This window comes from Halonotius aquaticus (genome assembly GCF_003605575.1).
Lineage (GTDB): Archaea > Halobacteriota > Halobacteria > Halobacteriales > Haloferacaceae > Halonotius > Halonotius aquaticus.
Window position 1 is genome coordinate 139,697 of record NZ_QKNY01000007.1, and the last position, 12,483, is coordinate 152,179.

Consider the following 12,483-nt stretch of genomic DNA (forward strand, 5'->3'; position numbering starts at 1 on the left):
CGGTCTCCAGTGGGGTCATTACTCGCCGGTAGCGTGCCGACCGGCTTAATTCTTTGAGTCTTCGCGTCGGTGCAGGCCACTTTTTACCGCGCCCGCCGTCCGGTTGGTATGCGCCTTGGGTTCCTCGTTAATCCGATCGCCGGTATGGGCGGGCGGGTCGGCCTGAAAGGAACCGACGGGAAGGTTGCCGATGCTGTCGCTCGTGGGGCTGAACCCCGCTCGCCGGCGCGTGCCCGTCGGGCACTGACGCGGCTGGCCGATCGCAACGTCGATATCGATCTCGTTACCGCTGGCGAGCCGATGGGGGCAGCCGAAGCGCGGGCTGCTGGATTTGAGCCAACGATTGTGTGTGAGCCGGCTGTTGGTGGCAGTGAGACGGCGACCAATGGCGACAACGACGACGTGTCCACCACAACCGCCAGCGACACCGCCAGCAGCGTCGCCGCCTTCGTCGATCACGGGGTTGATCTCGTGGTCTTCGTCGGCGGCGACGGGACGGCGGTTGATGTCGCTGAGGGGTTGGCCGACACCCAGATTCCGATGCTCGGTGTGCCCGCCGGCGTCAAGGTCTACTCCTCGGTGTTTGCGGTCTCTCCCGAGGCGGCCGCCGATATCGTCGCCGAATTCGACCGGACTGAACAGCGGGAGGTCATGGATATCGACGAGGATGACTACCGGGCCGGCGAGGTCAGCCCCGAACTCCGAGCGATTGCGACAGTGCCGGTCGCCGATGGCCTCCAGTCGGCCAAACAGCGCGGTGGCGGAACGGTTGCGGCCCTTGCCGAAGGGATCGCCAGCAGCGTTGACCCCGAGACAACCTACGTGCTTGGCCCCGGGTCGACGCTTGGGGCGATCAAAACGGCCCTCGGCTTCGAGGGCTCACCGCTTGGGGTTGATGTCTGGCGAGACGGACAGGTGCTCGCAGCCGACGCGAGCGAAGCCGAGATCTTAGATTCTCTCGGCGAAACCAACACCATCATCGTCTCGCCGATCGGCGGACAGGGGTTCGTTTTCGGACGCGGGAATCCCCAACTCTCACCGGCGGTCATCCGACAGGCGAGCGTTGCGATCGTCGCCTCGGGGGCAAAAATCGATGATTTGCGGGTGTTGCGTGTCGACACCGACGATCCGGAACTTGACGCTGAACTTCGCGGCTGGCGGGAGGTTCGCGTCGGCCGATTCGAAACACGTATGCTCCGAATCGTCTAGCGTGGTACACAACCACATATTAATATATGCTGTAGTCAGCATATCAGTTCAACATTTGTTGTTCAATACACTGTGTATGCATACAATTAAGATGTCGCCACCCTGAGGAAGGGTATGGAAACACGGAAGGTACAGCGGTTAGGGCCCTCAACGCTAGCGATGACGCTGCCGGCGGAGTGGACGAAGGAACACTACGTCGAGAAAGGCGATGAGGTCTCGATTCGGATGGGTGGGAAGGGAACGCTCACCGTGCTCCCGGAGTCCGCCAGCACCGGCGAAAGCGAGGCGGTGATCCACGCCGACAATCTCGATGCTGGCTCTGTCGAGCGGGCGATCGTCGCCCAGTACGTGCTGGGCCGGCGGGTGATCCATGTTCAGATGGAATCTGACGCCCTCGATTCCGAACACATCAACGCGGTCTATCAGGCCGAAACGCAGCTGATGGGGCTGGGCGTCATCGAGGAGACCCCCGAACGCATTGCGATCCGGTGTTCGGCTGACCCCGAGGATTTCACCCTGGACAACCTCTTGGAGCGACTCGAAAACACCGGCAGCACCATGCGCGGGGAGGCTGTCAAGGCGTTGGCCCACGGCAACCGCGATCTCGCCGAGCGCGCGCTCAACCGCGAGCGACAGGCCAACAAGATCTTTGTCCTCCTGCTCCGACTCATCTTCACCGCCTACCAGAACCCAAACCTCTGTCGGGCGGTTGGCCTTGATTCGAGCTTCCCGCTGATCGGTTACCGATCGGTGGCGAAAAATCTCGAACTCACCGCCGACAACGCCGAGGATATCGCCGAGATCGTCGCCTCAGCCGACGAGCTGCCGGACGTCGACAGCTCGACGATCCGCCGGATCCGGGAGTTTACCGACCAGATCGATGAGTTGACCGCGATGGCTGTCCGCTCGGTCGTCGAACGCGACTATGATCTGACGATCCGGTGTCGACACCTCTTCGGTGAGATCTCTGATCGCGAACAGGAGATTCTCAACGATCTCGAAGAGATGCCAAACGAGGAACTGCTCCAGATCCGAGAGGTACTCGTCAGTCTCCAGCATACCGCCGAGTACGCGATGCGAAACGCCGAGATCGCCGCGAACCTCGCGCTCAACGAGGAGTCAGAACACGTCGATATCACCTGAGGCGGTCACCGACGCCGCTGTTGGCCTGTTCCGGCGTTCGAATGAACTAAGCCATCCGGCAGGGAACACACTCGTATGGCTACTCACGGAACGACGACGGACAAAGGACTCGGCGTTGCGATCGCCTGCGGGACGGTTGCGGTGCTTGGCGCCGGACTCATGTTTGCTGGCGGCACCCAACTCACGAAGGCCTGGGGCTTTGCGGCGGCTGTCATCGCTGCCGGGCTCTCGGTGGCTGCACTCCAACTGTACGACGCCTGAGCCCCGCCCGATTCGAGCGAGCCGACGTAATCATTAAGCCGGTCAGTCCCCTAGCTGTCGTAGATGACACAGTATACCGAGGAGGAACAACGGATCGTCGCCTATCTCCGTGACAGCGTCGCCCGCGGTGAGCGATATTTCCGGGCGAAGACCATCGCCGAGGCGATCGGCCTCTCCTCGAAGCAGGTTGGTGTCCGCCTGCCGCAGCTCGCCGAGAAATCCGACGATGTTGATATCGAAAAATGGAGTCGTGCCCGCTCGACGACGTGGCGTGTCACCCCTGAGTAACGATCGACCGCCGCTTCCGCGCCCTTTTTTACCCTGCCACCCCACTACTCTGTAATGACTGTCCGTGTCTCACGGACCTTCGAGTTCGACGTTCCCGGCGAGCAGATCTGGGCGTTTATCGCCGATCCCGAGCAACGCGCCGGCGCGATCAGCGTCGTCGACTCCTTCACGATTCACGACGACAACCGCGCGACGTGGCAGGTACGGCTGCCGATCCCCTTGCTCAACTCGACGGTCACCGTCGAAACCGAGGAGTTGATCCGCGAGCCGCCAACCAGAGTGAAATTTGAGGGTCGCTCACGTGCCCTCCGGGTGACCGGCGAACACACGATCACCGACACCGAGGGCGGCTGTCAACTCCACAATGAGTTCGTCGTCGACGGTCAACTCCCCGGCGTCGAGCGATTCTTCAAGCGCAACCTCGATGCCGAACTCGACAATCTTGAGGCCGCCCTCCGAGCGGATATCGACTGACGATGCAGGTCGCTGCGATCCAACTCGACATCGAACCCGAGGCCGTCGAGGCAAATCTTGACCGCGCCCACGAGGCGGTCGCCGATGCCGCAGCAGCGGGTGCCGATCTCGCTGTCCTGCCCGAACAGTTCTACGTCGGCTTCTTTGCTTTCGACGCCTATCCGACCCACGCCGCCGGGCTTGACGACCCTCTCTTCGATCGCCTTGCTGATCTGGCTGCCGACAACGATATTGCGCTTGTGGCGGGGAGCGTCGTTGAATCCCTTGCCGATAGCGCGGCTGCCGGCTACGACGTGCCGGCGACGGAGGGGTACGCCAACACGTCAGTCTTCTTTGACCGCGACGGCACGCGGCGCGGCATCTACCGAAAACACCATCTCTTCGGCTACGAATCCGCGGAATCCGAGCTGTTGGTGCCCGGTGACTCGCTGTCAGTCGTCGACTTTGAGGGGTTGACGATCGGCACAACGACCTGCTATGACCTCCGGTTTCCGTCGTTATACCGCCGGCTGCTTGACCGCGGTGTCGACTGTCTGGTCGTCCCGAGTGCGTGGCCCTATCCGCGGATCGAACACTGGGAAACACTGGGCCGGGCCCGGGCGATCGAAAACCTCAGCTACGTGATCGCGGTCAACGGCTCGGGCTCGTTCCCCGCGGCGGATGCAACGCTCTGTGGCCGCTCGACGATCTACGATCCGTGGGGGACGGCCCGGGCCGCCGCTGGCGACGAGCCGACGACGCTCACCGCGACCGTCGAGCCCGCGGTCGTCGACCGAGTTCGATCCTCTTTCCCGGCGCTCGATGACCGCCGGTAGGAACTCACGTCGTGCATCTGGGGGTCTGGCTGTACGCCGAGACGACGCGGACGGTGGGTTTATACGCCGCACTGACATACGTTTCTCTGCCGACGTATTGACGCTTTTCTCGTCACTGTCGGCACACACAACTCGCCGCCACGCCCGTCGGCCGCCACGCGGCACGATCCACTCCGGGGATCGGGGGCGTCCTCGATCGGATCATCCGCCGCGCTCCTCGCCTTGTTGCAGTCAGTGAGTTTCCAACGAGACACGTGTCGACCCTTCTATGGCGCTGTGGAGCTATACAGTTGCCAACAACACGCCGCCATACCCCGAGAGTATCACACAATATCAGCGAAAATTGATTTTTATGTAGCAAATATCAGGCTATTGCCGGGCACCGTACAGTATATATACATTCCAGCCCGTTAATTAAGGTAATGTTAATATCGGAGGTGACAGCCAACGGCGGTTGAGGCGGGACGCTGGGCTGTGAGCCAACAGTGTGCTCCGCCCGGCGTATCGTGGTTGGTCACCCCCACACTGCCAGTGGCTGTCGCTGTGACGGTCACTCTCCCACCGGGTGATGGATGTGCAACCACGGTGCCCAACGTACTGACGACCACCACACTCCACCCGCCTTCCACATCCAGGCGGCCACTCGTTTTCAGCGACCTACGTATTGTCGACAGCGGCGCCTCTCAGGTATGCGGAGACTGTCGCACGCTCGTCACACGGGATGCTTTTAGGCTACAGCACAAAATGGGGGGTATGAAATCAACACGAAAGGGGCTCCGCAACGACGATCTCTATAAGGACAACTACGAGCGGATCGCCTGCAGCGAGTGCGAAGAGACGCTCCAACGAGAGAACGATCCCGACGAAGTGTTCGATATTCGAACCTGTCCAAACTGCGGGAAACAGTGGAAGGAACTGCCCTGATCGGTTAGCGGAACCGGAACGTTTCGAGGTTTTTCGGGGCGAACGTCCGGATGTCGAACTCGTGGTAGAGGGCCGATGAGAGGTCTTGAACGGAGCGTTCATCGCCGTGCACACAGAGGATCTTTTCTGGCCGGGGGTTCATCGTGCGGACGAAATCCATCAACCCCTTGCGGTCGGCGTGTCCGGAGAACCCATCAACGGTTTCGACGCCCATGTTCAGGGTGAGGGTGTCGCCGCGGCCGCCGTTGTAGTCGTTGTTGACCGGGATCTCATCCCACCCGTTCTGGATCCGATTGCCCAGCGTCCCCTGTGCCTGATAGCCAACGAAGACGAGGCGAGAGTCCGAATCGCTGCCGAGATGCCGGAGCCACGACATGATCGGCCCACCGGTGATCATCCCCGAGGTTGAGAGGATAATCGCCTGCTCGTCGTCGGTGACTTCCTGGCGTTCGTCCTCGCCGGCGTCGATGTGGTTGAACTGATCGGCGAGGAACGGGTTTTTGTCCTCATGGAAGATCCGATCCTGCAGGTCATCTCGCAGATATTCCGGGTAGGTCGTGTGGATCGCTGTTGCCTCCCAGATCATCCCGTCGAGGTGGATCGGCATCTCGGGGATCTTTCCGGTGCGCATCGCCTCCTCTAAGACGAGCATGATCTCTTGGGAGCGGCCGACGGCGAACGCCGGGATCAACACCTTTCCGCCGTCGTCGTAGGTCTCGTTGATGACCTCCAAGAGCTTCTCCTCGGAATCCTCTTGGTCGGTCTGGTAGTCGTTGCGGCCGCCGTAGGTCGATTCAAGCACGAGTGTTTCGACCCGCGGGAAGTCGTTGACCGCGCCGTTGAACAGCCGCGTGTCGGTGTAGTGGATATCGCCGGAGAAGGCGACGTTGTAGAGCCCATCGCCGATGTGGAAGTGAGTCACCGCCGAGCCGAGAATGTGACCTGCGTTGTGGAAGGTGACCTTGATGTCGGGGGCGATGTCGGTCACGTCACCGTATTCGAGCGGGATCGCGTGTTTGATCGCCTCTCTGACCTGTTCGGACTCATACGGCGGCGTGCGGCCCTCTTTTGAGGCGACATCGAGATAATCGAGTTGGAGCAGCCCCATCAGATCCCGTGTCGGCTCTGTACAGTAGATCGGGCCGTCGTAGCCGTATTTGAACAGCAGCGGAATGAGCGCGGAGTGATCGAGGTGGGCGTGGGTGAGCACGACGGCATCAATCGAGTTCGGCCCCGAGCCGAGGGCTTCCGGTACTTGGAGGTATGGGACTTCGCCCTCCGCGCCCGGTTTGTCGCCACAGTCGATCAAGACCCGCGTCTCCGCGGTTTGGAGGAGAAATGCCGCTCGGCCGACCTCTCGACAGCACCCAAGCGTTGAGATCCTCACCCACTGGTCGCGGCCGATCTCCTCGCGGTGGATTTGTCGGCCGACGCGTTCGAGGACGTCGCGCCGCTCGTCGCGTTCCTGCTTGAGGAAGTTCCGAACGTTCGAGACGGTCGAGGATTCGATCGGCGGCGTGCGGACGACTTCGGGTGTCCACCCGACTTCTCGGGTGATCTCCCGGAGCGTTGAGCCGTGGCGGCCGATCACCATGCCGGGTTTTTGTGCTTCGATGACGACTTCGCCGGTGTCCTCGTGGAAATCGAGATCGGTGACGCCAGCGTCATCGGGGATGACTGACCGAATTTTCGCGTCGGCACTGGCTGGATCCGAGAGTGCTTCCGGGTCGGGACGGACGGTGATCCGCTTTCGGAGCTTGCTGGCGAGGTTGCGGACGAGATCGCCGTCCTCCGCGAACTCCTTGGGGTGTGGCGTATAGATCACCAGCTCCGGCCCCTCGTATTTCACATCCGAGACGGTAATGTCGGGTGGAACTTCTTCGTCGATCTCCGCTTTCAGGTCGTCGAGTTGCTTATCTACTGAGCTCATACGTCAAAGAAACCTGCGCTGATCGCCGCCTCGCCGGGTGTTCGCTCGCCGGACTGCACCCCTGGGTAGTCGGGACGCCGTGGGGTACTGCCGGTCGAACTGGAACATACTGAATACGGTCTGACAACTCCGCATGCGGGAACAGGCAGCGAAAACCCGCTTAACCCAACTTACGAAACTCTCGTTATAAAACCTCTTCGCAACGGCCTGTGGACGCCCGCTCGTTTCGGCCGAAATCACCCACACATCCAAGCCGATTCGTTGCCTCCGCCCGTGTATGCACATTACGCCGGATCGGGTGGCCGCCGAACATGACTGGGTTCGCCGGCGCGCCGATGTCGTCGTGCCGATTCTCAACGAGACTCGGGGTCGCCTTGGAGAGCTTTTCGAGACTGAGGTCGACACCGTGCGCGAACCCACCTACCAACAGGAGGTCGATCGTGTGTTCGCCGACGGCGAGGTTGCGGTTAATCTCGCTGGCTACGTCGCGCTGCTCCGGGAACTCGATGTCGACGGTGACTATCCGGGCTTCGTTGTCGATGAGGTGCTGGGTCGCCAGCTTGCGGCGACGATCGCCGGCGGGCAACCGCTGTCGGTGCTCGCGCAGGCAACCTTCCACGTCGCGGATGTCCACACCCACGGCGACGCCGACGAGGTGGCTGGCGCCGACGATCTCGACGCCGCGTTGGCCGCGGGGTTTCAGACGCGACTGCCGGGGTGGGACTGGCGAGCAGCCGAGAGTCCGTTCAGTGTTGATTCCTAGTCAGTCAGCATCGGCATCAACCGCTTCGGCGCGCGGGATCGTCACGTCGCTGAGGTCAGCTTCGATCTGCTCGCGTTGGTTGGCGAAGTTCCCAGGCAGGATTAGTTCCTCGCCTAACTCGTCGAGAGGTTCGTCGCTGGTGTAGCCCGGCCCGCTGGTGGCGAGTTCGAAGAGCACCCCATTTGGCTCACGGAAGTACACCGATCGGAACCAGTGGCGGTCGATCTGTTGGGTCGGGCGAACGCCGTGGGTGGAGACTGCTTTCCGCATCGCGGTTTGATCCGCGTCGCTTGGCGTCTGGAAGGCGACGTGGTGGACGGTGCCGTGGCCCTGCCGTGCGCCCTCAATCGTCGGTAACACGTCGACGTACTGGCCGACGGTACCGGCTGCCTCGAAGCGCGTGCGCTCATCGCCCGGTGTATCGCCCGGTGAGTCCTCAGTGCCGGTTTCTTCGAGGCCCATCGTTCGCAGCACTTCCTCTGTTTGATGCGGGTCAGCCAGCCACAGCGTCACCGAGTGGAAGCCGCGGATCGCGGCCGTCTCGGGGACGAATTCGGTCCATGGAACCGTGGGGTCGTCCGCTGGGATCTCGACGGCGACGAGTTCGACCGGGAGACCGTCTGGATCGTAAAACGGCAGGACGGTCTCGCCGAACCGCTCGATGCGATCCTCGTAGTCGACACCGTAGTCGTCGAACCGCTCTTCCCAGAACTCAAGGCTGCCCTCAGGAACCCGGAACGCGGTGCGGGAGACCTGTCCGGAGCCGACCTTGCCCTGGCGGAGATTTTCCCACGGGAAGAACGTCATACTGGTGCCGGGGGTGCCCTCGGCGTCGGCGAAAAAGAAATGATAGGTGCTGGGATCGTCCTGGTTGATCGACCGCTTGACGAGGCGGAGGCCGAGCGTTTCGACCCAGAAATCCATGTTCTGCTGGGGATCGCCCGCGATGCAGGTCACGTGGTGAATCCCCGGTGTTGGTGGTGCGTCTGTCATTGTAATCTGTACGTGCTGGAGGTACTTGACTTCGCGCTGACACGGGGGTTACCGCTTTCAGACAGCATGGTCATTGCGGAGGAAGAATATACAGGCCGAAGCACATACTATTGGCTATGAAATTCACCGTTATCCAAGGCGATATCGCCACCCAGTCAGCCGACGCGCTGGTGAACGCGGCGGGAACGAGCCTCAAGATGGGTAGCGGCGTCGCCGGCGCACTCCGCCGCGGTGCGGGCGGCGACATCAACGCCGAAGCGATGTCGAAGGGCCCGGTTGCCCTCGGCGAAGTCGCTATCACCGACGCCTACGATCTTGATGCCGAGTACGTGATTCACGCCGCGGCGATGCCGCACTACGGCGACGGGCAGGCGACCGCGGATAGTATTCGGGATGCAACGCGAAACACCTTGGCAAAAGCAGACGAATTGGGATGTGAGTCGGTTGTGATTCCGATTCTCGGCACCGGCGTTGCTGGCTTCGACTTCGAGCGCGGGGCGGAACTGATCTGCTCGGTGATTGCGGAGTACGAGCCGTCGTCTCTGACTGACGTTCAGGTGATCGCGTATTCTGACGAGCAGTATGAGATGTTGCAGTCGGTTGCTGCTGAGATTCAGGACTAGTCGATTTCTTCTTCGGCGACTACGAAAACAGATAGAAAGCCCTCAACGCTCCCGGCTCCCGGGACTCGCTGCGCTCCTCGTCGTTCGCGTTGCTCACTCCTGCGGTGCTTGCGTCGTCCGGGTTCGCCGAGAGCGTTTCGCCCTTTCAGTCCGCCAGGGCTTCGGCTGCTGGGCTTGTCGTATGTATGCGATTACCGAGTGATTCGACTCGGCGGTTGATAAGAACGAAAATTGCAGTATCGCCGTGAGGCGAGGACTGTAGTTAGTTGCGAACGACGTTCGTCGCGCGCGGGCCTTTCGGGGACTGTTCGATATCGAAGTCGATCTCTTCGCCCTCAGTGAGATCCTCGCCGCCGACATCCTCCATGTGGAAGAAAACGTCGTCGTCAGCATCGTCCGTGTCGATAAATCCGTAGCCGCCAGTGTCGTTGAAGAAGTCAACTTTGCCGTGTGCCATTGCAATCAAACGTACAGTCCACCGGGGGATAACCCTTCCGAGAGTCGTGGTACCACGACCGTCGGCAGCGGTTTTGCTTATGTTTCCTCGCTTGCGGTCTCTCGAAGCGTCGTGAGCCGCTGTTTGTACTCCTCGTGGCTCACCTCGCCGTCGGCGTATCGTCGGCGTAGTCGCGCTGTTGGGCTCGACTGCTCGGTATCCGATGCGGCCGCGCCGTGGGTGTCCTGTCGGTCGAGTGCAGCCGCGCTTTCGACGACGGTTTCGGTATCGACCGCGCCAACCGAATCGTCCGCCGATCGCAGTCGTTCGAGCTGGCCGGTGAGCGTCTCGCGGTTGATCTCGCCGCGGGCGTACTGGATCGCCAGCCGACTGACCCGTGGGTGGCTGTCGCCGTCGGCATCGAGATCGAAGAGCTTGCCGAGCCGCGTTTCGTACTCCGCGAGATCGATCTCGTCGTCGAGATATCGTGCTTCGAGTATCTCCAAGGGGTCGGCTGTCGCCTCCGCGTCAGTCGGCGTCGACCCCGACTGACTCCGTCGCTGGAGCGTATAGAGGAGCACAGCGAACCCGACGATCGGGGGGACAAACAGCGGCAGCCAGAGCCATGGGCTGGCAACCATCCCACCGCCCATGCCGCCGCCCATCATACCGCCGCCCATCATGCCGCCACCGAGCCCGGACAGTGCTGTGAGCAAGCCGAAAAACACCAGCACCACCAAAACCAGGAGGCCACCGAGCACCGGCGTGGTCGTCGGCAGCCAGGCGTCGCGTGCTGGCGTGGGCGTATCGCCGTCCGAATCAGTGCGGCGATCTGTGGAACTCATATCGCCGACTACGTCCCCTGGTGCAACAAGGTTGTCGCCGCGGCTGTAGCGGGAGACGCGGGCTGATCCGAAACACACTGCGTTTATTTGTCCCGGTTGCGGAGTGCCGGCAATGAGTAGCGAGCAAGATCTGGGGATCACCGAGAGCAAACAGCACAACACGGGCGAGTGGTACGCCGAGGTCGTCATAAAGGCCGGCCTCGCAAACTACGGCCCCGACGGGATGAGCGGCTTCATCGTCACGCGCCCGCGTGGCTACGCCCTCTGGGAGGCGATCCAGCAGGAACTCGATAGCAAATTCAAGGCCACGGGCGTCCAGAACGCCTACTTCCCGATGTTCATCCCCGAGAGCTATCTCGAACGGGAAAAGGACATCGTGGAGGGCTTCGATCCCGAAGTGGCGTGGGTCACCCACGGCGGCCACGACGAACTCGAAGAGCGACTCGCCGTCCGCCCAACCAGCGAGTCGATCATCGCGCCCTACATGGCCCAGTGGGTGCGCAGCCACCGCGACCTCCCGCTGCGGGTCAATCAGTGGTGTTCGGTCGTCCGGTGGGAAGCAACGGAGACGAAACCGTTCTTCCGAACCAAGGAGTTCCTCTGGCAGGAGGGTCACACCGCCCACGAAACCCACGACGAGGCGTGGGACGAAACAATGACTCGACTCGATCAGTACGCCGAGCTCTACGAGGATCTGCTTGCGATCCCTGTGCTGAAGGGCCAGAAACCGGATCACGACAAGTTCCCGGGTGCACACAAAACCACGACCGTCGAAGCGCTGATGCCGGACGGCAAATCGGTACAGGCCGGCACGAGTCACCACCTCGGCACCTCATTCGCTGAGGCGTTCGACATCACCTTCTCCGATGAAGACGAGGAAACCCAGCCCGCCCATACGACCTCGTGGGGGCTCTCGTGGCGCGCGCTCGGCGCGCTCATCATGACACACTCCGACGATCAGGGGCTTGTGCTCCCGCCGACAATCGCCCCCGAGCAGGTCGTCGTCGTCCCAATCTGGCAGGAGGATACGAAAGATGACGTACTCGACTACGCCGATGAAGTCGCCGACGATCTCGCCGACAGCGGCGTCCGCGTCGAACTTGACGACCGCGACGAGCGGAATCCCGGATTCAAGTTCAACGAGTGGGAATTAAAAGGCGTCCCCGTCCGGATTGAGATCGGCCCCCACGAAGTCGAGGACGACGAGGTGACGATCGTTCACCGCCCCGACGGCGAGTCGATCACCGCCGACCGCGACGATATCGGCGAGACGATCCAAGAACACTTCGATGAGGTGTACGCCAAACTCTACGCGGCTGCCGAAGAAAATCTCGACGACAGCGTCCGCGAGGCCGACTCACGAGAGGAGATCCTCGGCACGCTGGGCCAACACGGCGGCTACGTCAAAGCCCCGTGGTGTGGCGACGAAGAGTGTGAGGAACCGATCAAGGAGCCGCTGGCCGCCGAGATCGTGATGTGTCCCTTCGATGACGAAGAGACCGTTGGCGATGACGAAACGTGTGCGATCTGTGGCGACGACGCCACCCAAACCGCCTACTTCGCGAAGAACTACTGACCGAACGGCGCGAGCGTCGGCTGGTAGTTTCGCTGATCGCTGTCTCGGAGTTGACGATTGCTGCGCTTTTCATCCAACTGTGGCCGTGCTCACAGCCCAGATCGTACATGATTGTTGGGACTAATTACGTGTGATCGTTTCAACCTGCTAACTATCAATTCTTAATACCTCCTAATATGGGACTTAGGAACCCTTATTTTCGC

General features: G+C 61.5%; 14 protein-coding genes. 10 read left to right on the forward strand and 4 right to left on the reverse strand.

Annotated features, from left to right (window positions below; all coding sequences use genetic code 11):
- Positions 1-108: 108 nt before the first annotated feature.
- The 7 genes from DM826_RS05540 to DM826_RS13005 all read left to right on the forward strand — a co-directional run bounded on the left by DM826_RS05540 (position 109) and on the right by DM826_RS13005 (position 5,114).
- Entirely contained in the window at positions 109-1,209 is a 1,101-nt protein-coding gene (locus DM826_RS05540) for an ATP-NAD kinase family protein (protein ID WP_120102375.1), read from the forward strand.
- A 114-nt stretch (positions 1,210-1,323) separates the two neighbouring features.
- Positions 1,324-2,352, forward strand: coding sequence for a phosphate signaling complex PhoU family protein (locus DM826_RS05545; RefSeq protein ID WP_120102377.1), 1,029 nt, complete (start codon positions 1,324-1,326; stop codon positions 2,350-2,352).
- A 75-nt stretch (positions 2,353-2,427) separates the two neighbouring features.
- The gene (locus DM826_RS05550; protein ID WP_120102380.1) at positions 2,428-2,613 is read left to right on the forward strand and encodes a DUF7525 family protein; all 186 of its coding nucleotides are present in this window, start codon (positions 2,428-2,430) and stop codon (positions 2,611-2,613) included.
- Between the two features lie 63 nt (positions 2,614-2,676).
- Positions 2,677-2,901 carry a DUF7123 family protein gene (locus tag DM826_RS05555; RefSeq protein WP_120083382.1) on the forward strand — a complete coding sequence of 75 codons (225 nt, stop codon included), beginning with the start codon at positions 2,677-2,679 and terminating at the stop codon, positions 2,899-2,901.
- Between the two features lie 54 nt (positions 2,902-2,955).
- The gene (locus tag DM826_RS05560) at positions 2,956-3,375 is read left to right on the forward strand and encodes a CoxG family protein (protein ID WP_120102383.1); all 420 of its coding nucleotides are present in this window, start codon (positions 2,956-2,958) and stop codon (positions 3,373-3,375) included.
- A gap of 2 nt (positions 3,376-3,377) precedes the next feature.
- Positions 3,378-4,190, forward strand: a complete 813-nt coding sequence (locus DM826_RS05565) for a nitrilase-related carbon-nitrogen hydrolase (protein ID WP_120102386.1) — start codon at positions 3,378-3,380, stop codon at positions 4,188-4,190.
- 753 nt (positions 4,191-4,943) lie between these two features.
- On the forward strand, positions 4,944-5,114 hold the full coding sequence (locus DM826_RS13005; protein WP_165853257.1) for an HVO_0758 family zinc finger protein: 171 nt from the start codon (positions 4,944-4,946) through the stop codon (positions 5,112-5,114).
- 4 nt (positions 5,115-5,118) lie between these two features.
- Here DM826_RS13005 and DM826_RS05570 read toward each other — a convergent pair whose 3' ends face one another.
- Positions 5,119-7,044: a beta-CASP ribonuclease aCPSF1 gene (locus tag DM826_RS05570; protein WP_120102388.1), complete on the reverse strand. Its 1,926-nt coding sequence runs from the start codon at positions 7,042-7,044 to the stop codon at positions 5,119-5,121.
- A 277-nt stretch (positions 7,045-7,321) separates the two neighbouring features.
- On the opposite strand from DM826_RS05570, the gene DM826_RS05575 reads away from it, so the two are divergent.
- The gene (locus tag DM826_RS05575) at positions 7,322-7,807 is read left to right on the forward strand and encodes a hypothetical protein (protein WP_120102391.1); all 486 of its coding nucleotides are present in this window, start codon (positions 7,322-7,324) and stop codon (positions 7,805-7,807) included.
- Here DM826_RS05575 and DM826_RS05580 read toward each other — a convergent pair whose 3' ends face one another.
- Positions 7,808-8,800: a VOC family protein gene (locus tag DM826_RS05580; RefSeq protein WP_120102393.1), complete on the reverse strand. Its 993-nt coding sequence runs from the start codon at positions 8,798-8,800 to the stop codon at positions 7,808-7,810.
- A 116-nt stretch (positions 8,801-8,916) separates the two neighbouring features.
- On the opposite strand from DM826_RS05580, the gene DM826_RS05585 reads away from it, so the two are divergent.
- A complete protein-coding gene (locus DM826_RS05585) occupies positions 8,917-9,423 on the forward strand; it encodes a macro domain-containing protein (protein WP_120102396.1) in 507 nt (168 codons plus the stop codon).
- Between the two features lie 262 nt (positions 9,424-9,685).
- Here DM826_RS05585 and DM826_RS05590 read toward each other — a convergent pair whose 3' ends face one another.
- Both DM826_RS05590 and DM826_RS05595 read right to left on the reverse strand, forming a co-directional pair.
- A complete protein-coding gene (locus DM826_RS05590) occupies positions 9,686-9,880 on the reverse strand; it encodes a cold-shock protein (protein ID WP_021038510.1) in 195 nt (64 codons plus the stop codon).
- A gap of 77 nt (positions 9,881-9,957) precedes the next feature.
- Complete coding sequence (locus DM826_RS05595; RefSeq protein ID WP_165853258.1) at positions 9,958-10,704, reverse strand: SHOCT domain-containing protein; 747 nt, start codon at positions 10,702-10,704, stop codon at positions 9,958-9,960.
- Positions 10,705-10,816: 112 nt separating this feature from the next.
- Here DM826_RS05595 and proS point away from each other — a divergent pair, with 112 nt between their 5' ends.
- The gene (gene proS / locus DM826_RS05600) at positions 10,817-12,280 is read left to right on the forward strand and encodes a proline--tRNA ligase (RefSeq protein ID WP_120102398.1); all 1,464 of its coding nucleotides are present in this window, start codon (positions 10,817-10,819) and stop codon (positions 12,278-12,280) included.
- Positions 12,281-12,483 lie beyond the last annotated feature (203 nt).